Source organism: Amycolatopsis sp. NPDC059657 (assembly GCF_042734395.1).
GTDB lineage: Bacteria > Actinomycetota > Actinomycetes > Mycobacteriales > Pseudonocardiaceae > Amycolatopsis.
This window is the reverse complement of the sequence record NZ_JBHWEB010000112.1, coordinates 1-24278: the sequence shown is the minus strand read 5'-3', so window position 1 is coordinate 24278 and position 24278 is coordinate 1. Positions and strand designations below refer to the sequence as shown.

The 24278-nt window shown below is 66.9% G+C and carries 25 protein-coding genes; 14 read left to right on the top strand and 11 right to left on the bottom strand.

Translation table 11 applies throughout. From position 1 onward, the window contains the following. Positions 1-47 precede the first annotated feature (47 nt). Positions 48-668, top strand: a complete 621-nt coding sequence (locus tag ACFV15_RS38510; protein ID WP_378357132.1) for a TetR family transcriptional regulator — start codon at positions 48-50, stop codon at positions 666-668. 4 nt (positions 669-672) lie between these two features. Here ACFV15_RS38510 and ACFV15_RS38505 read toward each other — a convergent pair whose 3' ends face one another. The 7 genes from ACFV15_RS38505 to ACFV15_RS38475 form a co-directional block, all read right to left on the bottom strand. Beyond that, the gene (locus ACFV15_RS38505; RefSeq protein WP_378357131.1) at positions 673-1173 is read right to left on the bottom strand and encodes a tetratricopeptide repeat protein; all 501 of its coding nucleotides are present in this window, start codon (positions 1171-1173) and stop codon (positions 673-675) included. 206 nt (positions 1174-1379) lie between these two features. Next, positions 1380-1739, bottom strand: a complete 360-nt coding sequence (locus ACFV15_RS38500; protein WP_378357130.1) for a DUF1304 domain-containing protein — start codon at positions 1737-1739, stop codon at positions 1380-1382. 9 nt (positions 1740-1748) lie between these two features. Then, the gene (hisI, locus tag ACFV15_RS38495; RefSeq protein WP_091296448.1) at positions 1749-2102 is read right to left on the bottom strand and encodes a phosphoribosyl-AMP cyclohydrolase; all 354 of its coding nucleotides are present in this window, start codon (positions 2100-2102) and stop codon (positions 1749-1751) included. Continuing rightward, positions 2099-2470: a hypothetical protein gene (locus tag ACFV15_RS38490; protein ID WP_378357128.1), complete on the bottom strand. Its 372-nt coding sequence runs from the start codon at positions 2468-2470 to the stop codon at positions 2099-2101. Before ACFV15_RS38490 ends, hisI begins: the two co-directional genes overlap by 4 nt. Continuing rightward, positions 2467-3228 (bottom strand): imidazole glycerol phosphate synthase subunit HisF, encoded by a 762-nt coding sequence (gene hisF, locus ACFV15_RS38485; RefSeq protein ID WP_378357126.1) that lies wholly within the window; start codon positions 3226-3228, stop codon positions 2467-2469. The genes ACFV15_RS38490 and hisF overlap by 4 nt, the downstream gene beginning before the upstream one ends. A 216-nt stretch (positions 3229-3444) precedes the next feature. Then, positions 3445-3831: a hypothetical protein gene (locus ACFV15_RS38480; RefSeq protein WP_378357124.1), complete on the bottom strand. Its 387-nt coding sequence runs from the start codon at positions 3829-3831 to the stop codon at positions 3445-3447. Continuing rightward, a complete protein-coding gene (locus ACFV15_RS38475) occupies positions 3824-7972 on the bottom strand; it encodes a polymorphic toxin-type HINT domain-containing protein (protein WP_378357123.1) in 4149 nt (1382 codons plus the stop codon). The genes ACFV15_RS38480 and ACFV15_RS38475 overlap by 8 nt, the downstream gene beginning before the upstream one ends. 260 nt (positions 7973-8232) lie before the next feature. On the opposite strand from ACFV15_RS38475, the gene ACFV15_RS38470 reads away from it, so the two are divergent. The 7 genes from ACFV15_RS38470 (at position 8233) to ACFV15_RS38440 (ending at position 15943) form a co-directional block, all read left to right on the top strand. Further along, positions 8233-8778 (top strand): hypothetical protein, encoded by a 546-nt coding sequence (locus tag ACFV15_RS38470; RefSeq protein ID WP_378357121.1) that lies wholly within the window; start codon positions 8233-8235, stop codon positions 8776-8778. Between the two features lie 34 nt (positions 8779-8812). Next, positions 8813-10843: a trypsin-like serine protease gene (locus ACFV15_RS38465; RefSeq protein WP_378357120.1), complete on the top strand. Its 2031-nt coding sequence runs from the start codon at positions 8813-8815 to the stop codon at positions 10841-10843. 198 nt (positions 10844-11041) lie between these two features. Next, entirely contained in the window at positions 11042-12979 is a 1938-nt protein-coding gene (locus ACFV15_RS38460) for a tachylectin-related carbohydrate-binding protein (protein ID WP_378357118.1), read from the top strand. A 61-nt stretch (positions 12980-13040) separates the two neighbouring features. After that, positions 13041-13619 (top strand): TetR family transcriptional regulator, encoded by a 579-nt coding sequence (locus ACFV15_RS38455; protein ID WP_378357116.1) that lies wholly within the window; start codon positions 13041-13043, stop codon positions 13617-13619. Between the two features lie 45 nt (positions 13620-13664). Further along, positions 13665-14855, top strand: a complete 1191-nt coding sequence (locus ACFV15_RS38450; RefSeq protein ID WP_378357115.1) for a phytase — start codon at positions 13665-13667, stop codon at positions 14853-14855. Between the two features lie 48 nt (positions 14856-14903). Next, positions 14904-15404 (top strand): SigE family RNA polymerase sigma factor, encoded by a 501-nt coding sequence (locus tag ACFV15_RS38445; RefSeq protein ID WP_378357113.1) that lies wholly within the window; start codon positions 14904-14906, stop codon positions 15402-15404. Further along, positions 15401-15943 (top strand): hypothetical protein, encoded by a 543-nt coding sequence (locus ACFV15_RS38440; RefSeq protein ID WP_378357111.1) that lies wholly within the window; start codon positions 15401-15403, stop codon positions 15941-15943. Before ACFV15_RS38445 ends, ACFV15_RS38440 begins: the two co-directional genes overlap by 4 nt. A gap of 55 nt (positions 15944-15998) precedes the next feature. Here the strand turns inward: ACFV15_RS38440 and ACFV15_RS38435 are convergent, their stop codons facing one another. Beyond that, the gene (locus ACFV15_RS38435) at positions 15999-17543 is read right to left on the bottom strand and encodes an alpha/beta fold hydrolase (protein WP_378357109.1); all 1545 of its coding nucleotides are present in this window, start codon (positions 17541-17543) and stop codon (positions 15999-16001) included. A 100-nt stretch (positions 17544-17643) separates the two neighbouring features. Between ACFV15_RS38435 and ACFV15_RS38430 the strand changes: the two genes are divergently transcribed. From ACFV15_RS38430 to ACFV15_RS38420, 3 genes are read left to right on the top strand one after another with little or no spacing between them, the layout of a single operon-like run. Then, on the top strand, positions 17644-18369 hold the full coding sequence (locus ACFV15_RS38430; protein ID WP_378357108.1) for an ABC transporter ATP-binding protein: 726 nt from the start codon (positions 17644-17646) through the stop codon (positions 18367-18369). Beyond that, entirely contained in the window at positions 18366-19100 is a 735-nt protein-coding gene (locus ACFV15_RS38425) for an ABC transporter permease (RefSeq protein WP_378357106.1), read from the top strand. The genes ACFV15_RS38430 and ACFV15_RS38425 overlap by 4 nt, the downstream gene beginning before the upstream one ends. A gap of 12 nt (positions 19101-19112) precedes the next feature. Beyond that, positions 19113-19496, top strand: a complete 384-nt coding sequence (locus ACFV15_RS38420; protein WP_378357104.1) for a PPOX class F420-dependent oxidoreductase — start codon at positions 19113-19115, stop codon at positions 19494-19496. A 305-nt stretch (positions 19497-19801) separates the two neighbouring features. On the opposite strand, the gene ACFV15_RS38415 is transcribed toward ACFV15_RS38420, so the two are convergent. Continuing rightward, complete coding sequence (locus ACFV15_RS38415) at positions 19802-20719, bottom strand: AraC family transcriptional regulator (RefSeq protein WP_378357102.1); 918 nt, start codon at positions 20717-20719, stop codon at positions 19802-19804. Positions 20720-20801: 82 nt separating this feature from the next. Between ACFV15_RS38415 and ACFV15_RS38410 the strand changes: the two genes are divergently transcribed. Together ACFV15_RS38410 and ACFV15_RS38405 are read left to right on the top strand one after the other, a co-directional pair. Next, the gene (locus ACFV15_RS38410) at positions 20802-21599 is read left to right on the top strand and encodes an NmrA family transcriptional regulator (protein WP_378357101.1); all 798 of its coding nucleotides are present in this window, start codon (positions 20802-20804) and stop codon (positions 21597-21599) included. Positions 21600-21628: 29 nt separating this feature from the next. Continuing rightward, on the top strand, positions 21629-22090 hold the full coding sequence (locus ACFV15_RS38405; RefSeq protein WP_378357099.1) for a DUF1772 domain-containing protein: 462 nt from the start codon (positions 21629-21631) through the stop codon (positions 22088-22090). Here the strand turns inward: ACFV15_RS38405 and priA are convergent. Both priA and hisH read right to left on the bottom strand, forming a co-directional pair. Beyond that, positions 22087-22824, bottom strand: a complete 738-nt coding sequence (gene priA, locus ACFV15_RS38400) for a bifunctional 1-(5-phosphoribosyl)-5-((5-phosphoribosylamino)methylideneamino)imidazole-4-carboxamide isomerase/phosphoribosylanthranilate isomerase PriA (RefSeq protein ID WP_378357097.1) — start codon at positions 22822-22824, stop codon at positions 22087-22089. The two genes, ACFV15_RS38405 and priA, sit on opposite strands and share 4 nt — an antisense overlap. A gap of 34 nt (positions 22825-22858) precedes the next feature. Continuing rightward, positions 22859-23488 (bottom strand): imidazole glycerol phosphate synthase subunit HisH, encoded by a 630-nt coding sequence (gene hisH, locus ACFV15_RS38395; RefSeq protein WP_378357095.1) that lies wholly within the window; start codon positions 23486-23488, stop codon positions 22859-22861. A gap of 206 nt (positions 23489-23694) precedes the next feature. On the opposite strand from hisH, the gene ACFV15_RS38390 reads away from it, so the two are divergent. Next, positions 23695-24240 (top strand): snapalysin family zinc-dependent metalloprotease, encoded by a 546-nt coding sequence (locus tag ACFV15_RS38390; protein ID WP_378357093.1) that lies wholly within the window; start codon positions 23695-23697, stop codon positions 24238-24240. Positions 24241-24278: the final 38 nt, after the last annotated feature.

The following is a 24278-nucleotide window of genomic DNA, read 5'->3' as shown; positions in this document are numbered from 1 at the left end:
GGGGATAAATTCACTGACTGTTGAATTCTGCGGCGCGGGCGTTCATGATGTCTGACGTGAACGCTTCCCCGCCCGAGAGTAAACGCCGAGGCCGCCGTCCCGCAGGCCAAGACACCAAGACGGCACTGCTCGACGCCGCCAGAGCGGTCTTCGGCGAGTACGGCTACGAGGGCGCGACCGTCCGCGCGATCGCCACCAAGGCGGGCGTCGACGCGGCCATGGTCAACCACTGGTTCGGCGGCAAGGAGAACCTGTTCGCCCAGGCCGTGCTGAACCTGCCGTTCGACCCCACCCAGCTCATCGCGTCTTTCCTGGACGGCGACATCGACGGCCTCGGCGAGCGCATCATCCGCAACTTCCTGACGGTCTGGGACGCCACCGACGGCGGCGTGTTCCCGGCGCTGATCCGCAGCATCGCAGGCCACGACCTGGCCGCCCAGGCATTGCGCGACCTGTTCATGAACAACGTGTTCACACTGCTCGCGTCGAAGATCAACGTCGACCAGCAGGACCTGCGCGCCACCCTGTGCGCGTCGCAGATGGTCGGCATGGGCATCGTCCGCTACGTCGCCAAGTTCGAGCCTCTGGCTTCGGCGGACCACGACACGGTGATCCGCGCGGTCGCGCCGAACCTGCAGCGCTACCTCACCGGCGATCTGGACTGCTGAATCGTCAGCGGTTCATGCCCCGATGGATCGCGCCCAGCAGGTCTTCAGCATCGGGGTCACCTTGCCGTATGGCCCGGCGACACCACGTTTCGGCATCCGCATAGCGTTGCTGTTCGTATAGAGACACTGCAAGGTTGAACGGTGCGTGGAGTTCTTCGAGGTCTGCCGCTCTCTTAAACCAGACTGCGGCGGCCTCGTGGTCGTCCCGTTCGGCCAGGATCTTGCCAAGGAGGTTCATGGCCGCCGGGTTGCCTTTGCTGACGGCCCGCCGGGTCCATGTCTCGGCTTCCTCGACAGCTCCGCGGTGCAGCAACACATACCCGAGGCTTTGCATGGCGCACACGTGTCCGGCTTCGGCCGCCTTCCGGTACCAGCGCTCGGCGGCGCGATCGGCGTCCTCGATATCACGCGGCTTCCCCGACGCCGCCCCCAAGACCCGGAGTTTTCGACCTATCCAGTAGTGCGTGCTCGCGCGGCACATCTTGAGCCAGTTCCCGGGAGTCATTGCGTACGCCCCTTCTGTGCCAAAGTTCGCGAACAGCGTCTGGTTCGTCTCCTCGCTGCCGAGAATAGGCTACTGACCTGCGGGAACAGGGAATTTGTCGTGATGCCGACAGTCTGGCAACCGACCAGGTCGCTCAAGCGTGGGTGGCCACAATGAAGGGAGTCTTCACCAAGCCTGGTGTGGGCCGCCTTCGCACTGCCTACCCGCTAACCGGCGAGCAGCACCGCGACCAGCGCCAGCGTGCCGGGCACGACCTGCACGAAGAGGATCTTCTTGCTCGCGGTGATGGCGCCGTAGATGCCCGCGACGATCACGCAGATCAGGCCGTACAGCTTGAACTGGAAGCCGGTCGAGCCGGTCGCGATCAGGCCCCAGATCAGCGCCAGCGCGAGGAAACCGTTGTAGAGACCCTGGTTCGCGGCCAGCGAGGCGGATTCCTTGGCGAACTCAGGCGTGACGCCGAACGCCTTCGGGCCCTTGGAGGTCCACAGGAACATTTCGAGCACGACGATGTAGAGGTGGATCAGCACGACCAGGCCGACCAGGATGTTCGCCACGACGTTCAACGGGGTGTCTCACTTCTCTTCGGCGAGGAGCAGGCGCTCATCGGAGTCGAAACAGCTGTGCTCGCCGGTGTGACAGGCCGGGCCGGTCTGGTCGACGCGCAAGAGGACGGTATCGGCGTCGCAGTCGATCCGCACTTCGCGGACGTACTGGGTGTGACCGGATGTTTCGCCCTTGACCCACAGTTTCTGACGGCTTCGCGAGAAGTAAGTAGCACGCCGGGTGGTCAATGTCAGGTCGAGCGCCTCGTCGTCCATCCAGGCGACCATGAGCACGTCGGACGTGCTGTGCTCGACGACGACGGCGCAGATCAGGCCGTCGGCGTTGCGCTTGAGCCTGGCCGCGAGGTCCGGGTCGAGGCTCATGCCTTCGCCCCGAGGACGTACCGGCGCACCGGCATCGAGTTGAGCAGCACCGCGGCGTACATGTAGCCGGCGAACGCGAGGCCGGAGAACACCTTCACCCACCAGAGTTCGGCGCCCAGCAGGAAAAGCGCGTGCAGCAGCCCGAACAGGCCCGCCACCACGAACCCGGCGATCCGCGAGGACGGCATCCGCAACGCGATCCCGGCCACCACCAGCCCGCCGAGGATCAGGCTGGCGACCGGCACGAGGAACGACAGCGGCCTGGCGCCGACGAACACCACCTCGAAGGTGATCAGCAGCGTCCACGCGAGCGCGATGCCGAGGAACAGGCCGACCACGGTCTTGACCTCGATCATGGCGTTCTTCATCGGACAACCACCCCGCCCGCCCTGAGCGTGGCCTTGACCTCGCTGATCTTCAACTGTCCGAAGTGGAACACACTGGCCGCCAGCACCGCGTCCGCACCGCTCCGGACGGCGGGCAGGAAGTGCTCGAGCGCACCGGCACCGCCACTGGCGATCACCGGCACCCGCACGGCCTTGCGCACCAGCTCGATGAGCTCGATGTCGAACCCGTTCTTGGTCCCGTCGGCGTCCATGGAGTTGAGCAGGATCTCGCCCACCCCGAGCTCCTCACCCCGCGCGGCCCACTCGACGGCGTCGATCCCGGTCCCCTGCCGTCCGCCGTGCGTGGTCACCTCGAACCCGGACTCGGTCTCCCCGCCACGCCGAGCGTCGACGGACAACACGATGCACTGCGCCCCGAACCGCCGCGAAGCCTCTTTGAGCAGCTCAGGCCGGGAAATGGCGGCGGTGTTGATGCTGACCTTGTCGGCACCGGTCCGCAGCAGCCGGTTGACGTCCTCGGTGGACCGCACGCCCCCGCCGACCGTGAGCGGGATGAACACCTGCTCGGCGGTCCGGCGCACCACGTCGAACGTGGTCTCCCGGTTGCCGGAGGACGCCGTGACATCGAGGAACGTGAGCTCGTCGGCGCCCTCGGCATCATAGGCACGCGCCAGCTCGACGGGGTCGCCGGCGTCACGCAGGTCGGCGAAGTTGACCCCCTTGACCACGCGACCTGCGTCGACGTCGAGACACGGGATCACCCTGACCGCTACAGACATGCCAGAAGAGTAGCCGCGGCGCGCAGCGCCTCCGTTGAGGGTGGCGGTGAGCGACGAGTGGGCCTACTTACGCAGGTCCGGGCACTTGAACGCGGCTCAGCGAAGCGCCACCTGCCATACGTTCCTCACGAACACCTGCCAAGTCGCCGCACCCCGGGTTATGCAGAGCTCACTCCGTCAGATCGGAGTGAGCCCTGCATAACCGCCGAGTCATTCTCAGCCTTGCTTCGGCCCGGTTTTCGAACTGTGCAGCAATTCTAGTTCTTCGCCAGCCTTGGACAATCTCGTGATCCGCACACCGCCCGCGAGCGCCACAAAACCGGGTCCGGCTGGACTCGTGATCTCAAGCTGCAGCAATGGCGAGCCACGGCGAACACCTGGATAGTCGCCGTGACTGACGACTGACTCTATTGCAATACCGCCCATATAGAATTGATTGAGTTCAACCCTCTCGACAGACGAGAACACGATCTGAATGATGTCGGGCACAGTATCGCGGTCAAAACTGCGTAGCAACACCTGCGAATGACTCGACGTATAGCGCCACAAATGAAAGTTGCGATCGCTCGACCAGCGAGCGAAAGTCCTCAACACGTCACTCAAATGGATTCTCGACCTCCTCGCCAAGGCGGTAAAATTTCACTCGATCCCACACATCTGGACGCTGACTGATCTCCCACAGCTCCCAATTGGTATAGTGACCCTCAGTTCCAGCAGGGTCAACAAACTCGCCCATCTTAGCATACGCGATCGGATCATCGATACCGTCCAAATTGAAATGAATACGAACTTTATCGTTAGCCAAAAAGTCCAGCACATGGTCGTACCATTGGGTATCGTCGGCCCATTGCTGGAAGTAAGAAGCGCTGACCTCCTCCGCAAAATCTTCGAGAGCAAACCGGTAACCATTAACTGACTGCTGCCCAAGCGCGATCTCGCAATCCCAGTTGTGCACCAGGACAGGCACGTCTCCAGCCAAAACATAGAAGGTGTGCAGACGCTCAACGGTCAGATTGAAAACCCGGAGGGTCTCATTGTGTGCATTGACGGAAGTGACGACCGGTCGCGCGTTCGTGTCCGCACGGAGCTTCTGGCCAACCTTCAAATCCTTGGCGTTGACCCAGGCTCGGATGTCCTCCACCCAGAAGGGGTGGTTGCCGGTCGCTTCGACAACGGCCGGTCCAGCAGGAGTCGAGACGCCCACAGCCACAAGGTGCTTGGGCCCTTCGCCCACGATCTGCTGAGTCACCCGCTCCGCCGAGACCTGCCCCTGCCGCGGATCAGCGGCCAGGACAAGATCGCCGGCCTGGACATCCTTGATAGCCTTCGCGCCACCGTCGGCCAACAGGACCTTGGTGTCCCCGGTGAAGCTGTTGCCCGGCGTGCACAGCCGTTCAAGGTTCGCGCTGAACTCCGCCATACGGGCTTGTTGAAGCTGAAGTTCCACCATCGATTCCTCGAGGGCGGCGTCCAGCCTGGCCATTGCCATCAGGTCCACGGCGGCCAGCCCGGAAAGTGCCATCCACGAGGTGAACGCGGTGCCTTCCGGAAGAGCGGCCAACGCAAGCAGACCGCATGGCTCAAACGCGGCGCAGATCAGCCCGAGCTCACCGACAAGCCCCATATAAGCAGAACGAGTCAAGCCATCAAGCGCCTGCCCGATCAGCTGCCAGTTCTGGTCGAACTTGAAGCTGGGATTCATCGAGTCGTACAAGCAGGCCTTGAATTGCGGACTGCCTTCCTTCCAGATCTTGTGGCACATCTCGCCGTTGGCGAGCATCGATGACTGCCGCTGGAAGTCCGACGCAGTCACCATGTTCAAACAGTTCTGGAAAGACTCCCTGTCAATTTGATAAGGAGCACAGGCCAATCGCTGACGTGTCTGCTCGTCCTTGAGGGCGGTGTCAAGCTTGCCCAACGCGTTCTTCACCGCTTTGCCGGCCTCGATGCCCGCTGCCACCGCGTCCTTGCCCGCGGCAAGAGCCGACTTGAACGCCTGACTAGCCGACTTGTAGGCGTCGGAGGCGAACCGAGCAGCTTGGCTCGCCGACGCCTTCGCCCAGGTGGCCGAGCGCGTCGCTTGAGTGGCCGACACCTTCGCGGCTTCGGCGGCGTTACGGGCGGTCACCGCCGAAGCCGCTGCCCGGGTGGCCGAGTTCTCGGCCTCGACAGCCGACGCGTGCGCCTGCTGCGCATAGGTAGCGGCCTTACCCGCGTCAACACGAGCCTGCTCCGCGTAACCGGCGGCTTCCTCCGCTGCGTTACGCGCGGTGGCGGCCACTCGCTGCGCTTCGTTGGCATTCTGCGAAGCAAGAACAGCCGACTGCGCGGCTTGGGCAAGGTAGCCCGCCACCTCGGCGTTGTGCGCGGCGCTGTCCTGGTCACGCTGGGCAGCCTGGAACTGACCGACGACCAGGAATTGATGCAGCGTGCCCTCTGGGCCATCCAGGACGACCTGCGCGGCGGCCTTCAATTCCGGGCCGCTGCCGGCGCTGGAAACAATCTGGTTGACCTTGATCCGATCGTCATTCGCCGCGGCCGTGTACTGCGTCGTGTCGAGGAACTGACGCAAGGCTTGGTCGGTTTCGGCATCCAGCGCTCGCTGGGCCTCCTGCTGGACCGTGATGCCCCCGGACTGCCTGGCCGCGGCCAGGATCTGGTTCACCGCGATCCGGTCATCGGTTTCACGCCGGGGATAATCCTGGGTCTTCAAAAAGGACTGCACTGCGGCGTCGTCGCCGGCCAGTGCGTCATTGGCGGCCTTCTGGAAAGCCTCGGTGCCGTACAGCGCGAGACTGGCCAGTGTGATCCGGTCGTCCTGGCCTGCGGCAACCGCGATCCCGGTACGGACAAAGTCCAGCGCAACCTGATCCGCGCCCTCGAGCGCGTTGAATGCGGCAGTTTTCGTCCACGAACCACCGGACATGGTAAGTGTCATCGCCACCTTGCGCGCATCAGCAACAGCGACCGCGGGCGCCGTACCGGTCGCGACGGCTTCGGAGATCAGGCGGTTCGTCTCCGCCGTGCGCAACGCTTCCTGAGCGGCTGTCCAGCGATCCTTCGCCGTCTGCTGCCCTTCGGCCTCCATGAGGGAACGCGCTACTTCGTCATTTTGCTCCGCAGTGACCTTGATCCGCTCAGCATCAGCGGCGCGGGCCGCATCGTAGACCTTCTTGGCCTGCTCGACTGCAGCGTTCGCTACCTCGGCGGCGTGTGTCGCCGCGTTCGCATGCTCGGTGGACTCACGTGCGGCGTCTTGAGAGTGGCCGGCGTGGTCGGCGGCGGCATTGGCCGCAATCGCCGCCGCCTCCGCGTCAGCTGCCGCTCGGTTCGCGGCGTCGCGCGCCTGGTAAGCCGCTTCGGCGGCAACGTCGGCGAAGATCGTCGCCGCCACCGCAGCGCGGTTGGCCCGATCCGCGTTCGCCTGCGCTGAAGCAGCCGCTTTTTGAGCGGCGACAGCGTTGGCTCCCGCTTTGGCAGCGTTCCTCGCTGCGTCTGCTGCCGCTCTGGCCGCGTCGTTCGCATGAGCACCGGCCGACTTCGCACCTGTGAGGGCTACTTTCGCACTCTCCACAGCTTTAGCCGCCGCGTCAGCTGCCTGGGCGGCGACATGAGCGGCGATCGCCTGCTCTTTCGATTCCGTGGCGGCCAAGCGTGCGGCATGAACACCGTTGGCATCGGTCGCGGCCGATGCCGCCGCCGAGTATGCCCTGGAAGCCGCCTTGCCGGTCATCGTCGCCGCGGCAGCAGCCCTGGTCGCCGCTGACGCCGCGACCCTGGCAGCGGAACTAGCCGCGTTCGCCGCACCGACAGCTTCTCTGGCAGCCGCCGCCGCGTTGTCCGCTGCCTCAGCGGCTCGCGAGGCGGCTTCGGCGGCCAACCCGGCATTGCCCTGCGCGTTCGCGGCCGCCCGCGCTGCCTCTTCAGCTGCCTGCTGAGCGAGAAGCGACTCCGCGACAGCCCGGTCTGACGCCTCTTTCGAAGCCTGAGTCTCGACGGCGGCTTGTTCGCCGGCCTGCCGTGCAGTCCCAGCCAATTGCGAGACGGTCGCGGTTTCGAGATCGTGCGCCTCGGCAATCGCTTGATCGTGATCCAGGAACTGGCTGTACGCCTCCAGCGTCTCCGCGTCCAAAGCTCGCTGCGCCAGCTTGCGGACCTCGGCCCCGCCCGACGCCATTGCCTGGTTGACCCGAATCCGCTGGTCGTTGCTGTACGGCGACTGCCATCCAGTCTTCAGGAACTCCTGAAGCGCTTCGACCGTTTCGGCATCGAGCGCCCGCTGCGCGGCCTTGCGAAGTTCCGGGCCACCCGTGGCCATGAGCTGGTTGACCCGAATCCGCTGATCATGCCCTGCCGGGACCTTCCAGCCCGTTTTGAGGAAGGTCAGCAGAGCCCCTTCGGCAGTGGAATCCAACGCCTGCTGAGCGGCTTGCCGCACGGATGGACCCGCCGTCTCGACCATCCGAGTGACAGCTGTCCGGTCGTCCTGAGCTTTGGCGCGTGGCAGCTCGGTACTTGCGAAAGCACGAAGGTCCGCATCAGTCCCTGCCAGCGCGCGCTCAGCAGCGGCACGGACAGCCGGGCCACCGAAGTGCCACAGGCTGACCACCTGTTCCCGGCTGGGCGTCGGCGTCGCCGAGGTTGGATCAGCGGACGATGACGGCGCAGAAACCAAACCGATCACCATGGCCGTGATCACCGAGAAGGTGATTGCCCGCCGGAAACCTAGACTGGTTTTCCCCATAAATTCCCCCTCATTTATTTTTGCGCATAACAATAGGCATGCGGCGCCAAGCAGGGCGCGCATGACAAGAATCGCTCAAATCTCAACGCTGACACATCCCCGAATGTGCAACGAATAAACACTAGCGTTCTGACACTACCAGACACCAGGCCTAGAACATGACATGTGTCACATCGAATACTTGTAAACATCCACCTCACACGCACGATAGTTCGGACGGCTCAGCGCAAGACTGAGCTAAACGGACAGAGGGGATTTAAGTGCATATAAAGCGCAGAGTTCTGGCCGCTCTGGTCACGATCACGGCCGCGATTTCGATCGGCGCGTGGTCGGTGGCGCAAGCAGCGCAACAGCCATTGACAACAGCCAAAGCCACCGCCGACGACCAGCCTTCCGTGGTGGAGGACTACACCTACCCTGACGCGGCCGGCGTTCTCGCCACCTACAAGGTGACCGTGATTTCGGGTGACGGGCACATCCTGGTCGTCGACTGCGCCACCCCACCGGAAGGCAACTTCGGCCTGTTGGTTGTACGCAGCAATGAATCCGCCGGCGCGGGCGGCACAGGCAAGGTCTGCTTCAAAATCACGTCGACCAGCGGATTCCTCAACCTCAAACTGCCCGGAGTCTACGAGCTAAAAGGTGATGGCCGAACCACCGGAACCGGGCACAAAGTAAAGGCCGACCTCACCACCGACAACGGCCAGCGCACCATTGTTGACGTGGACCCCAGCGGCAGCACTCAGGTCGGCACGGGCACCGGCACCGCCCCCACCACTCTTCTGCGCCTCGACGTCGCGCCGTAATCGAATTCTGCTCGATTCCATAGGGGGATATGTCATGTCACGCGAACACCCGGCCAGATTCGTGGCCGTGTTGGCCATACTGGTGACCACCGGATTGACCGCCTCACCCTCGGCACAGGCGCTGTCGAACGCGACGCCTGCACCGGCCGGCTCCTACCAGTTCACCGCCAAGATCTCGACCGAAACACACTCATGCTCCGGTGCGTTGATCGACCCGTCGTGGATCATCACGGCCGCCAGCTGCCTCCCTGAGAACCCTCAGGGAGGGACACCGGCGAAGCCGGTCGCGGTCACCGTCGGCACTCACGTCGTGCATGGCACGACCCTGATCCGCCGGCCCGACCGCGACGTCATGCTGGCACGTCTCGATGCTCCGATAACTGATGTAGCCCCGATCGCGCTGGGCACAACCACTCCGGCCGCGGGGCAGAGCCTGCGCGTCGCCGGTTACGGCCGCACCAGCACCGTATGGGCGCCGAACCAGCTTCACACCGCTTCGTTCGCGGTCAGTAGCACCACCGCGACCACGGTGGCCGCCACCGGAGAGAACGGCAGTGACACTTGCAAGGGCGATGCAGGCGGTCCGGCGTTTCGCGAGGTGAACGGCCAAGCCGAACTCGTCGCGATCAGCTCGACGTCCTGGCAGCACGGTTGCCTGACGGTTTCCGAAGCCAGGCAGGGCAGCACAGAGGTCCGAACCGACGACATCAAGTCCTGGGTCCAGCAGCAGATCACCGCGCTGCAGCCGATGACGCCCGCCGCGACGGCCACGACAACTCACCGGATCAACCTGACTTGGAAGCCGAACGCGGGGCAGAGCTACGCCAGCTACCGCGTCTACGGGACCACGACCGCCGACGTCCCACTCACTCCGGCGACGCTGCTCAAGACCACGACCACCCCGAAGTACACACACGGCCCGCTCGGCCCGAAGCAAACCTGGTACTACCGAATCGTCCCGGTCACCGCCGCCGGTCAGGACGGACCCGTTTCGGCGGTCGCCACGGCGACCACGAAGGCTGTCCCGGTCAGTGACTTCACGGCGGACGGCCGTGACGACATCGCCGCGGCTTACTACTACGACGAGGAGGACACCGGCCTGCTGCTGTGGCCGGCCATTCAGAACGCACCTGGCTTCGAGAAGTTCACCTCGCGGTGGCGCACCGAAGGCTGGAAGGGCGCCAACTGCCGCTGGCTGGCCGCCGACATCAACGCCGATGGGCGCACCGATGCCGCCGCGTTCTGCGGATACCCTGACGAGTTTTCGACCAGGCTGTTCACCTGGACCGCGACCGCGACCGGCTTCGCAGACCCGGCGGAACGCTGGTACAGCGGGGAAAACAACTTCGACGTCAACCGAGCCCAGTTCGTTTCCGGTGACTTCAACGGGGACGGGCGGACCGATGTCGCCGCCGGGTACGGCTACGACGGCGCCGAGTCGAAGCTGTTCATGTGGTACGCGACAGCAGACGGGTTCAGCGGTCCCGAAGTGAAATGGGCTTCTGCCGTCGGAGAATTCGACGCGGGCAGGGCTGTCTTCATCGCCGGTGACTTCAACGCGGACGGCCGCGCGGACATCGCCGCCGCCTATGGCTACGACAAGGCGATCACCGGCCTGTTCGCCTGGACCAGCACGGCGGACGGACTCGGTCCCCGCGAACAGAAGTGGCTCAGCGAGGAGAACCAGCTTGAGCGCACGCACGCGAGCTGGTTCACAGGCGACTTCAACGCCGACGGACGGGTCGACATCGGTGCCGCGTACGACAGCGGAGGCGCGAACACGTCCCTGCTCGCCTGGCACTCGAACGGCACCGGTCTCGACCCCAAGGTCGAACGGCTGAAGATGCCCGCAGGCGACATCGGCGTCGCACAGGGCAAGTGGACCGCGGGCGACTTCGACGGAGACGGCCGGACGGACGTGGCCGTGCTCTACAAGTTCCCGAACGATCGCGCGAGCATCTTCACCTGGCACGCGACGGCCGCGGGGTTCGATGCGCGGGTCGCTGGCTGGGAAAGTCCCGAGTGGGACTTCGCCACCGACGTCTCCGCATTGCTGAGAGGCTGACGCCCCCTCGACAAGTAACGCAGCGAGTGCCGCGGTCCCACTGGATCGCGGCACTCGCCGCATTACCCCGCAAACTGGAGTGATCCAGGTCACAGACCCGGTGGCACTCGGTAGGCTACCGTTCACCAGTTGGGGTGGGCATTCTTCCGGGGGTCCGGTCTGTCGGCCGACATTTCTACACCATGGGGTATTGAACGCATGAATTTCCGAGGAAGACGTGCGCCCATTCGGGCTGCGCTGGTTTCCGCGTTGCTGGCGGTCACGCCGCTGGCCATCACTACTGCACCTGCCGCCGCGGCGGTGGCTTTGCGCTGCTCAGCGGCCGCGCCACTGTTCGCGGTCGATGACAATGTCCGCTATATCGAGCACCAGGATCCGGAAACCGGCAAAGCGCTGGAAAGCGATAGCCCGGTCATCGGGAACGGTGGCTGGGCGCAATTCAGCCGAGTGATCGCTGGGCCGAATGGCGTCATTTGGGCTTTCCGGCCCAATGGTGAGTTGCTCCGATACATCTGGACGGGCGATGGCTGGAGTGACAATTCCGGCGAGGTGCTCGACAACGATTGGGCGGGCTGGGACCAGCCGCAGTACCGCAACCGGATAGCCGTCGACGAGCGTGGCGACATCTATTCGGCGGGCGCGGGCGGCGTGCTCATCTGGCGCCGCTACGACGACGCGACCCACACCTGGACCAAGAAGGTCATCGACTCCAGCAGCTTCTGGGGCCAGTATGACCTGCTCGTCGCGTCCGGTGACGGCGTGCTCTTCGGCCGCAGGCCGGACGGCAACCTCGACCGCGCCCGCTACAACGCGCCGTCGCAGCGCTGGCTGCAGGAGACGATCCGGGTCGGCAACGGCGGCTGGGACGACTACAAGAGCATCACCTCCGCGGGCGGCGACGTGCTCTATGTCGCGACCTGGGGCGGCGATCTTCGCTGGTACCGGTACCAGGAGGACTCGAACAGCTGGACGGCGAACTCGCCGTCGACCATCGGCTTCGGCGGCTGGAGCGACTTCACCGATCTCGTCGCGACCTCGAACGCCTGCAAGCTGCAGAAGAACTTCACGCCGCCGAACGCGCCGGTCACCGTCCGCACGCACGCGCGGACCGCGCTGCTGCAGTCGGCGACCGGAGCACTCGAATACTCCTATGTGGACGCTTCGGGGGCGCTGGTGGTCGGCTCGCAGCCGAACCTCGGCGCCGACATCACGCTCCGCGCGCTCGACGGTCCCCCGGTGAACGGCACCCCGTCGCTCGCCGAGGCGAACGGCACCGTCCAGGTCATCACCCAGGGCCGTGACTCCGTGGTGCGGGCCACCACCGTCAAGCCGGACGGCACCCCGCTCGGCGCGGCCGAACTGGGCGGCGGGTTCTCCAGCCCGGCGACCGTCGGCAACACCGGGCCGAACACGCTCGCGCTGCTCGCGGTCAACGCCGCGGACGGCAAACTGCTCTGCCGGGTGACCGGCGACGGCGGTTTCCTCCCGTGGCGCCGCCAGCAGACCGGCACGGTGCCGTTCGGCGCCGAGGCGCCGGTGTACCTCACCGACGGTGCCACCAAGAAGGCACTGCTCCGCAACCGTGACGGCGTCTACTACTCGACGGCGGATTCCAGCTGCGGTGGCTCGACCCCGACCGCTTCGCTGGGCGGACCGGCCACGCTGGGCGCCGCCACCGCGGTGCTGAACGCCGACCACACCATGCAGGCGTACGCGGTCGGCGCGGACGGCGTCGTCTACACGCAGAAGCAGCTGCCCGGCGACAGCTGGCCGCAGCTCTGGACCGCGCTGCCCGCGCTCTCCGGCGCGAAGGCCGTCGGCCAGCCGTCGGCGGTCCTCACGCCGGGCGGCATCGAGGTCGTCGTCCGTGACGACCAGAACCACGTGCAGTCCACCGGCCAGACCGCGGACGGCGGCTACCGGCCGTGGGTCTCGGTCGACCCGGACCACTTCGTGGCCACCGCGACCGACCCGACGCTGGCGCTGGTCCAGGCCGGTGCCACGAAGACGCTCGCGTTCGTCTACCGCGACGCGGACGACTTCGTGTACCTCTACAGCTCCACGCCGGCGGCAGCGGCCAAGGCGGCGAGCCCCGGCTTCACCGTCAAGAAGCTCGGCAAGGCCGTCAAGGGCTGAGCCGTTTCGTACCGCTTAGGAGGTGGAGCGGGGTTCCGCTCCACCTCCTAAGCTCGCTGACATGGCACAGGCTGGCAGGCGACCGGGGCAGACGGAGACCCGCGAGCGCATCCTCGACGCCGCCAGGCACCGATTCGGCGCGCAGGGATACTCGGGGGCGACCGTGCGCGGGATCGCGGCGGACGCCGGGGTCAACGCCGCGTTGCTGCACCACTTCTTCGGGAGCAAGCAGAAGCTGTTCGTCGCGGCGATGAACATCCCGGTCGATCCGGAGGTCGTGGTCCCGCTGATACTGAACGGGCCGGTGGAGGAGACCGGGGAACGGCTGGTCCGGATGTTCCTGAGCTTCTGGGAGACGCCGGACGGGCGGGCGCCGTTTCTGGCGATGCTGCGGTCGGCCGCGACCAGCGAGCAGGCTGCGGCGATGATGCGGCAGTTCATGGAACAGGCCGTGCTCGCCAAGGTCGCCGATGCCAGGGGTATTCCGCGTATCCGGGTGGCCGCCGCCGCGGCGCAGATGATGGGTGTCGCGATGCTGCGGTACATCGTGCGGGTGCCCGCGCTGGCAGACGCGACACCGGATGAGCTGGTCACGCTGCTCGCGCCGGTCCTCCAGCACTATCTGGACAAGGATGGTTGAGCCTCGTTCATGTTCTGGTCATCCGGCGGGCCTAGGTTCCGGCCGGTGAGCATCGCACGATTCCTCCCGATTCCCGCCGTGGCCGTCCTGCTGCTGGGCGCCACGCCCGCCGACGCCGCTTGCCAGCCTTCGCCGGTGCTGCAGACCCGCGCTTTCGTCGACGACGGGTCGGCCGATCCGGCCAACGCCGACGCCGACGACCCGGCGATCTGGGTGAACCCGCGACACCCTGAGCAGAGTGTCGTGCTCGGCGCGCTCAAGGAGGGCGGGCTCGCCGCGTTCGACCTGTCCGCGCGCCAGATCGCGCACATGCCCGCGCCGCCGAAACCGGGTCCCGGCAGGGCGCCGGGACGGTTCAACAACGTCGATGTCATCGGGGACCTCGCCGTGGTGAGCGATCGGGGGCGGGACCGGATCCGGGTGTACAGGATCTCGGCGGGGCCGAACGTGCTCACCGATGTCACCGATCCGGCGGCAGCACCGGTTTTCTCCGCCACCGAGTCCGATGTGGACGGTCAGCGCACCGCGTACGGGCTCGCCGCCGGGATGGGCAGGCTGGTCGTCACCACGCAACGCCACGAGGCACGGCTGGCACTTTCGCGACTTGTCGACAAGCCGGGTGGCAAGGTCGGCACCGAGACCATCACCAAACTCGACATGCCGGCCACGTTCACGCTGCCGGACGGCAAATCCTGGTCGCCGTGCGAAGAGCCCGGCGAGGGTCCGCAGTTCGAAGGCACCGTGATCGACTCCGCGAACCGGGTGGTCTACACCGCGCAGGAAGACGTGGGCATCTGGCGGATCCCGCTCAGTGAAGCCGGGTTCGGCGAGCCGGTCCTCATCGACAAGGTCCGCTCGTTCGGCCTCCCCCAGCACTACGACGCCGCGACCGAGACCTGTGTCGACGACGGGCCCGACCCCTGGTTCGGCGGCCACTGGCTCACCGCCGACGCCGAAGGCCTCGCGCTCGACCACGGCACGCTGCTCGCCTCGAGCCAGGGCGACTCGCGGTTCGTCCGCTATGGAAGGACCACGGTCGACTTCCGGATCGTCGCCGGCCGCCACACCGACTCGGTCGAGCACTCCGACGGCGCCACCATCAGCACCGCCTATCTCGGCCCGAGGTTCCCGCGCGGCCTGCTCGTGGTGCACGACGGCGAGCGCCGTCCCGCCGTCGGCGACCTGCCGACCACCGGGTTCGCGTTCGTCGCGCTCCAGGACGTGCCGGGGAAATAAATCTCACTTCGACGCAGCAGAACCGGCCGCTCGCGCGTCCATAGGTTCGTGACCCCTTTCGAGGAGTTCGTGGCCGAGCGGCTGGACGGGCTCCTGCGCTACGCGACCGTCCTCGCCGACGATCCGCACCTGGCGCAGGACATCGTCCAGGACGTGCTGCTGCGGGCCCAGCAGCGGTGGGCGCGGATCGAGCATCCGCCCACCTATGTCCGCCGGATGGTCACCAACGAGTACCTGTCGTGGCGCAGGCGGCGTGCCGTGCGCTCGGTCACGCCGTCGACCCCCGAGCTGCTCGACGCGCTGAGCCCGCCGCTGGACGACCCGAGCATCGGCTACACCGAGCGCGACGCGATGTTCAAGCGGCTCGCCGCGCTGCCACGCAAACAGCGGGCGGCCGTGGTGCTCCGGTTCTACGAGAATTACTCGGACGAGGAGATCGCCGCGGTGCTGGGTTGCGGCACGTCGACCGTGCGCAGCCAGATCTCGCGGGCGTTCCAGACCTTGCGCGACATCGAGACCACCCGAGAGCCCACCGGAGCACCGCGATGAGCCGACTGACCGACGAGCAGACCGAGGCACTGCTCCGCAGCGGCCTCGACCAGATCGCCTCGCGCGCACCCGACGCGGGCCATGTCCGCGAGCGGCTCGCGCAGCGTGCGAAGCCCCGGCCGGTGGCCCGTCTGGTCGCGGTCGCCGCGGCCGTGGTCGTGGTGGCCGCCGGGGTGCCGCTGGGGATCAAAGCGCTCACCCAGGAGCAGGTGCAGGTCGCGGCAGGCTGGCTCCCGGAAGGCTTCATCGAGCAGCCAGGCGGCGAGGACAGCAGGCTCTGGCAGTCCGGCGCGGCCGAGATCGAGCTGACCATCTACGGCACGGACGAGCGCGAGTGGTCGGACAACGCACTGCGGATCGCGCAGCTGCCCTCGCAGATCCTGGTGCACGGCCGCGTCGCCGAGTTCACCGAACAGGCCACGACCTCGGTGCTGACCTGGCTGCCCGACAGGGCGCACGTACTCCGGCTGAGGCTGACGGGGGTACCTGACGCGCGGGCGATGGCGCTGCGTATCGCCGACCACGTGCAACTCCCCTAGACCGGGATTCAGCGGGCTTTATCCCGGGGAGAAAGCCCGCTGAATCCCGTTTCGCCTAGCCGAACGGCGGGGCGTCCACCTTGCAGGAGGCGCTCGCCGGCGGCAGGACACCGGTGAACAGGTACTCGCGCTTCAGCTTCTCGGCGCAGGTACTGATCGCGAACATGGTGCTGTGGCCGGAACCCTCGATCACGTTGACCTGGGCGCGGGCGAGCTGCTTCGCGCCGTCGTACGCGCCGTGCAGCGGCGTCGACGGGTCGAAGCGGGCGTTGAGCACCAGGATCGGCGCCGAGGTCTTGCGGTTCCACGGGCCGACGTAGCGGTCGTCGTCCGTCGGCTGCCAGAACGCGCAGCTCATCATGTCGAACACGCCGATGCGGCCGAAGTACGGCACGCGCTGGTCCTCGGTGACGGCCGCGGCGCTGTAGACGGCGGGGTCACGCGGGAACACGCTGTCCGCGCACTGGATCGCGTTGAACGCCTCATCGCGATTGTTCAGGTAAGGCTCGCCCGCGACAGCGGCCGAGCGCGCCGCCGGAGCGCTCGAAGCGTCGTAAAGCTTCTGAAGCAGCGTGGCCGTGTCGGCGTAGCCACTCGGGATGGACAGGTCGCCCGCGGCGTTCACGATCGCGGAGTAGCTGTACGACGTCCCGTCGACGACGATCGGCCCCTGCTTGGCCTTCGCGACGATCGCCTCCCACTTCGCACGCGGGTCACCGGCCGAGAACGCGCATTTCGGGCCCGCGAGCTTGCACTGCTGCAGGAAGTACTCGAAGGTGTCGGCGATACCGCGCGGGACGTCCTGGCGGCTGTCGAGCGGCACCGTGGTGCCCTGGTCGCCGTGGCCGGAGACGTTGCCGACGAAGTCCATCGAACCGTCGAACGCCATCGCGCGGATCCGGCCGGGGAACAGGTTCGCGTAGATGGCGCCGAGCTGGGTGCCGTACGAAATCCCGTGATAGGTCAGCTTCGGGTCGCCGACGGCGCGGCGCAGCAGTTCGAGGTCACGCGCGGTGTTGGCGGTCGAAGCGTGCTTGAGGATCTCGCCTGCCTGCGTCTGGCAGTGCGCCGCGAGCTGCTTCGCGTCGGCGTAGAAGGCGGCTTCACCGCTCGGATCGCCTGGCATTTCCGGGCGCGCGGCGTAGAAGGCCTGCTGTTCGGCCTCGGTCGGGAAGCACCGGACACCCGCGCTGCGCGCGATGCCGCGCGGGTCCCACGAGACGAGGTCGAACCGGGCCTTGAGCTCCGGCGAGAAGATCCAGGTGCGTTCCGCGCGCTGGCGCAGTCTGTCCACACCGGACGCTCCGGGGCCGCCGAAGTTCACGAATAGGCTGCCGATGCGCTTCGACGGGTCGGAGGCGCGCAGCCGGATGAGCGCGAGGTCGATCTTCTGGCCGAACGGCCGGTCATAGTCGAGCGGGACGGACGCGGTGGCGCACTGGAAACCGCCGTCGCAGTCGGCCCAGTCGAGTTTCGGCGTGGCCGCGATGTCGACGCGGATGTCGCTGTAGCCGTCGGCGGCGTCGGCGTACGCGGGCACGGAGACTAGTCCTGCCAGTGCGGCGACCGCCCCGAACAGGACCCCCAGGCGTGATCTCACGCGAAATACCTCCAGATGGTCAGGATTCAACGTCCGTAAGACTCCCAGATCCGCCCGAGGTTGCTTGACTCCGCAACTCATCGCGCGCAGAATTAAACACATGGCTAATTCTGCGATCTCGGTCGCCGGACTGCGGGTCCGGCGCGGCGGTCGCGTGGTCGTCGACGAGGTGGGCTTCGACGTGCCGCGCGGGGTGGTCACCGGCCTGCTCGGGCCGAGTGGCTGTGGCAAGACCACGCTCATGCGCGCGATCGTCGGCGTGCAGATCGTGGAAAGCGGCTCGGTGACCGTGCTCGGCCATCCGGCGGGCGCACCGCCGCTGCGCAGGCTGATCGGCTACGCCACGCAGAGCCCGGCCATCTACGCGGACCTGACGGTGACCGAGACACTGCGGTATTTCGCCGACGTGCTGCGCGCGCCGAAGTCCGATGTGGACAGAGTGGTCGCCGAGGTCGGCCTCGCCGACCACGCGGGCGAGCTCACCGGCACGCTCTCGGGCGGCCAGCTCAGCCGCGCCAACCTCGCTGTCGCCCTGCTCGGCAAGCCGGAGCTGCTGGTCCTCGACGAGCCGACCGTCGGCCTCGATCCCGTGCTGCGCGACGAACTATGGGGCCTGTTCCGCGAACTCGCCGAGAAGGGCGTCACGCTGTTCGTGTCCAGCCACGTGATGGACGAGGCCGCGCGCTGCGACCGGCTCCTCCTCATGCGCGACGGCAAGCTGCTCGCCGACGACACACCCCAGAACCTGCGCGAGCGCACCGAGGCCGCCGACCTCGAGCAGGCCTTCCTGCGGCTCGTCCGCGAAACCGAGGTGACCCCGTCATGAACCCCGCACTCGTACTCGCCACCGCCCGCCGCATCCTCACCCAGCTCAGGCACGACCACCGCACGGTCGCGATGCTGCTGCTGGTGCCGTCACTGCTGATGGTGCTGCTGCGTTTCGTGTTCAACAACGAGTTGCTGTTCAGCCATATCGCGCCCGCGCTGCTCGGGGTGTTCCCGTTCCTGATCATGTTCCTGATCACCTCGATCACCACCCTGCGCGAGCGCACCACCGGAACACTCGAACGGCTGATGACGCTGCCGATCGGCAGGCTCGACCTGCTCTTCGGCTACGCGCTCGCGTTCGGCCTGATCGCGGTGGCGCAGGTCGCGATCGCGACCGGGATTTCGTTGGCCTGGCTGGGTTTGGAGATCAACGGTTCTCTTTGGACACTCCTGCTCATAGCCGTGCTCGACGCGCTGCTCGGCATGGCGCTGGGCCTGTTCGTGAGCGCGTTCGCGCGCACGGAGTTCCAGGCGGTCCAGTTCATGCCGGTGTTCGTGCTGCCGCAGATCCTGCTGTGCGGCCTGTTCATGCCGCGCGGCCAGATGGGCTGGCTGCTGAACTGGCTCTCGAACGTGATGCCGCTTTCGTACGCGGTCGAAGCGCTGACCCGGGTGACCACGTCGGCGACGGTCGACGCGACGTTGCTCCGGAACCTGCTGGTCGTGGCCTGCTGCGCGCTGGCGGCTTTGGTGCTCGGCGCGGCGACGCTGCGCCGGCGGACGCCCTAGTAGGTTGCTCCCATGGGATCCGAGTTCGAGCGCCTGGCCGCTGAGAAGTACCTGATGCTCACCACGTTCCGCAAGACCGGCGTCCCGGTCTCGACGCCGCTCTGGGCGGCGGGCGACAACGGCGAGATCGTCCTGTGGTCCGAGCGCAAGGCAGGCAAGATCAAGCGCATCCGCAACAGCGGCCGCGTCGAACTCCAGGCCTGCGACCTGCGCGGCAAGCAGACCCACGGCGCGGTCGTCACGGGCGAGGCACGGCTGCTCGACGACGAGGGCACCGAGCGCGTCCGCAAGGTGATCGCGAAGAAGTACGGCATCGTCGGCCAGGTGACCATGTTCTTCAGCAAGCTCCGCGGCCCTCGCGACCGGACCATCGGCGTCGCCATCAAGCTCGGGTGAACCGCAAGAACGGCCATCCAGAAACCGTTGTCGCGAAGGCAGGCCCGGCGCGAAACTTGGTGAGTAGGTTTGCGTCGTCCAACGCCGCAAAACCTGCTCACCCCGCCCCCGCCGATCGGGAGTCGTGAGCGTTGCGGGCGGTTCTATTGTGGGGAAAGCGAAATGTGGCGTGCCCCAGGGCAGCTGGGTGAGGGAGGCCCTCACCCAAACCGAGTCCACCCGCGTGGTCCGGGCGAGCCTGCCGAGCGAGAGGTCGTGAGTGTTTTCGCCGGTTAGAACCGGCCGTACCACTCACGACCCCACGCTCACGACCCGCCGCTGAGCGAAAGCCGGTATTCGCGAGGGCTGACACCGCGTTCGCGTTTGAACGCCGTGCTCAAGGCGAAAGCGCTCCCATACCCGACGCGTTGCGCGACCGAACCGACCGTCGCATCGGGCTCGCGCAAGAGGTCCGCCGCCATCGCCAGCCGCCACCCCGTCAGGAACGACATCGGCGGTTCCCCGACGAGGTCCGTGAACCGCCGAGCCAACGCGGCGCGTGAGATTCCGGTCTCCGAAGCCAGGTTCGCGACCGTCCAAGGATGCGCCGGGTTGTTGTGCAGCAAGCGAAGCGCGGGTCCGACGACCGGATCGCTGTGCGCACGGTACCAAGCGGGCGCCTCGGCTTCCGGCCGCGAGAACCACCGGCGCAACGTGTCGATCAGCAGCAGATCCAGCAGGCGGTCCAAAACGGCCTCCTGCCCCGGCTGGTCCTTGCCGATTTCCTCGGCCAGCAAAGGAATCAGCGGTCCCTCGGCCGATACGACGACGCGCGGAGGCAGCGCGCTCAGCAGGCGGGCGCTGACTTCGCCGCGCATTTGATACGTGCCGGTCACCAGGGTGGTCGAGCCGTCGAGGTCGTTGCCCCAGGTGCGGGTGCCGAGGTCGCGCATCTCGACCTCCTGGCCGTCCGGGGTCACACAGCGCTGGCCGGGGTGGATGATCACCTGCGGCGAAGTCGACGGGTCGTCGGCCACCGTGTACGGGTCCGGGCCGCGCATGATCGCGACGTCGCCGGCGGACAGCAGCACGTCGTCGATCCAGGCGGAACCCCGCACCACCGCGACCACGGTCAGCGGCGCCTCGTCCTGGATGCGCATCGACCATGGCGGGTTCAGTACCGAACGGAGCAGGAAGGCGCCTTGGGCCCGTGGGCCGTCGAGGAGCCCAGCGAGTGCGTCCATGGCGGTCAGCGTAGACGCTCGCGTATGAAATTGCGATTCTGAGCTATGGAGAGTCTCACGCGACGAAGCTTAACTAAGTCCCATGACAAACACCTTGATCACCGGAGGCACCGGCAAGACCGGTAGCCGCATCGCTCGGCGACTCGGCGCCAACGCCCGCGTCGGGTCGCGGCAGGGCAGCCCGGCTTTCGACTGGGAAGACCGCTCGACCTGGGAAGCCGCACTCGAAGGCATGGACGCCGCTTACCTGTCCTACTTCCCCGACCTCGCGATCCCGGGCGCCGCCGAGACCGTCGGCGCGTTCGCGGAACTCGCCGTTTCCCAAGGCGCCAAGCGGCTCGTGCTGCTGTCCGGGCGCGGCGAAGAGGGTGCGGAGGCCGGCGAGCGGGCCGTGCGAGCGTCCGGCGCCGACTGGACGATTCTGCGGGCGAGCTGGTTCGACCAGAACTTCAGCGAGGGGTACCTGCTCGAGCCCGTGGTCGACGGGACCGTCGCGCTTCCCGCAGGAGACACTCCCGAACCATTCGTCGACGCCGATGACATCGCCGATGTCGCCGTCGCCGCGTTCGGCGACGACAAGCACATCGGCGAGGTGTACGAGCTGACCGGGCCGCGGCTGCTGACCTTCGCCGAGGCCACCGCCGAAATCGCCAAGGCGAGCGGACGCGATATCCGCTTTCAGCAGATCACCTTCGAAGAGTTCGCGGGCCCGGAAATCCCGGCCGATGTGCTCGGGCTGCTCAAGTATCTGTTCACCGAGGTGCTCGACGGCCGCAACGCGAGCATCGCCGACGGAGTCCAGCGCGCGTTGGGTCGCGCACCCCGCGATTTCACCGACTACGCTCGCGAAGCCGCCGCTAGGGGCGTCTGGGAGGCATGAAGAAAATGAGCACGTCACTTTCCGTTGTCATGATCTTGACCATTGTCGGGGCCGGTCTGGTCGGCGGGGTGTTCTTCGCCTTCTCGACCTTCATCATGCAGTCGTTCGGCGACATCCCGGCCGAGCAGGGCATCAACGCGATGAACTCGATCAACGTCAGGATCGTCAAATCGGCTTTCATGCCCGCGATGTTCGGCACCGCGGCGCTGTGCGTCGCGCTGATCGTGTGGTCGTTCCAGGTCTGGGACCAGAAGTTCGCCATCCCGATGCTGCTGTGCGCGGCGGTCTACCTGGCCGGGATCGTCCTGCTGACCATGGGCTACCACGTGCCGCTGAACAACGCGCTCGCCGCGGTGCAGGACCCGGCGTCCGCCGAGGCGGCCGCGCTGTGGCAGAACTACCTGACGAACTGGACGCGCTGGAACCACGTCCGCACGCTGGCAGGCCTGCTCCCGGCGGCAGGCCTGGCCGTCATCCTCTGGCTGAACTAGAACTCGGCGACAGCCGCGAGGGCTTCCGGAAGCGTGAAAGCGCCCGCGTACAGGGCCTTTCCGACGATGGAGCCCTCGATGCCGTCGCGGGTGAACGCCGCCATCGCGCGCAGGTCGTCCACACTGGACACTCCGCCGGAGGCGATGACCGGCGCGTCGGTACGGGCGGCCACCTCGCGCAGCAGGTCGATGTTCGGGCCGCGCAGGGTGCCGTCCTTGCTGACGTCGGTGACCACGTAGCGGCTGGCGCCGTCGCGGTCGAGCCGCTCCAGCGTCTCCCACAGGTCGCCGCCGTCGGAGGTCCAGCCGCGCGCGGAGAGGCGATGCCCTGCCTCGGTGATCCGCACGTCGAGGCCGATCGCGACGCGGTCGCCGTGCGACTTGATGACCTTCGCGGTCCAGTCAGGGTCCTCGAGCGCGGCGGTGCCGAGGTTCACGCGCCGGGCGCCGGTGGCCAGCGCGGCCTCCAGCGAGGCGTCGTCGCGGATGCCGCCGGACAGCTCGACCTGCACGTCGAGCTTGCCGACGACCTCGGCCAGCAACTCGCGGTTGGAGCCCTTGCCGAACGCGGCGTCGAGGTCGACCAGATGGATCCACTCGGCGCCGTCGCGCTGCCACTGCAGCGCCGCCTCGAGCGGGCTGCCATAGGAGGTCTCGGTACCGGCCTCGCCCTGGACCAGGCGCACGGCCTGGCCGTCGGCCACGTCAACGGCGGGAAGGAGCGTGAAAGTCACACCATTACTCTAGGTCGTCCAGACGCTGGGACGATTACAGGGTGTCGAGCCAGTTCTTGAGCAGCCGGGCTCCCGCGTCGCCCGACTTCTCGGGGTGGAACTGGGTCGCCCACAAAGGACCGTTCTCGACCGCCGCGACGAAGTCCTCGCCGTGGTGTGCCCAGGTGACCTTGGGCTGCTGGCCCGCCAGCCCGGATTCCAGGTCCCAGGTGCGCGCGGCGTACGAGTGCACGAAGTAGAAGCGCTCCTCCGGGTCGAGCCCGGCGAACAGCTGCGAGTCCTCGGGCGCGCGGACGGTGTTCCAGCCCATGTGCGGGAGTACGTCGGCGGTCAGCCTGTCGACCGTGCCGGGCCACTCGCCGGCGCCGGCCGCCTCGACACCGTGCTCGACGCCGCGTTCGAAGAGGATCTGCATGCCGACACAGATGCCCAGCACCGGGCGTCCGCCCGCGAGCCGCTTGCCGATGATCCGCTCGCCCTGCACCGAATGCAGCCCCTCGGCGCAGGCGGCGAAGGCCCCGACACCGGGCACGACGAGACCGTCCGCGTTGAGCGCGGCTTGCGGGTCCGCGGTCACCTCGACGTCCGCGCCGACGCGCTGGACGGCGCGCTCGGCGGAGCGGAGGTTGCCCGAACCGTAGTCCAGGATCACGACAGTAGGCACGGTGTCCACGGTACCGGGGAACGCCTTACCCCCTGGATGGACCCATGGTGGCTAGCCTGAACGGGCTCATGACTGTTAAAGGGTCACGGGTTTCATTAACAGATGGCAATATCCGTACGAAAGTCGGATGTATCGGACCGGGTCACGCCCTTACATTTCCTGCCAAGCGCGCGCCGAAATCCCCTTCATTGGCAAGGAGAATCCCTGTGTCCCGCAGAAACTTCGTCATGGGCGCCGTCGCGCTCGCGGCCGCCGTCCTGCCGCTCACCGCGGGCATGGCCTCGGCCGCGCCCACCGCCACGGTCGTGTACTACAACGCCTCCGGCGCCCCGAGCTTCCAGTCCGCCATCGCCTCCGGCGCGGCCAACTGGAACCGCGCCGTGTCGAACGTGCAGCTCCGGTCCCGTACCTCCGGCGCCAGCCTGCGCTACACCGAGGGCAACGACCCGCGTGGCTCCTACGCGCAGACCAACGGTCACGGCAGCGGCACCATCTTCATCGACTACACCCAGGCCAGGCAGTACGACGTCGTCCGGATCGCGGCCCACGAGACCGGTCACGCGCTCGGCCTGCCCGACCACTACTCGGGCCCCTGCTCCGAGCTGATGTCCGGTGGCGGCCCCGGCACCTCGTGCCACAACGCCAACCCGAACGCCACCGAGGCCGCCCGCGTGCAGCGCCTCTGGGCGAACGGCCTCGCCACCAGCGCGGCGCCGTCGGAGACCATCTACGAAACGGTTTTCGCCAAGTAAAGGCTCGTGCGCGTTGCGGTCGTTTGTATCAGTGTATA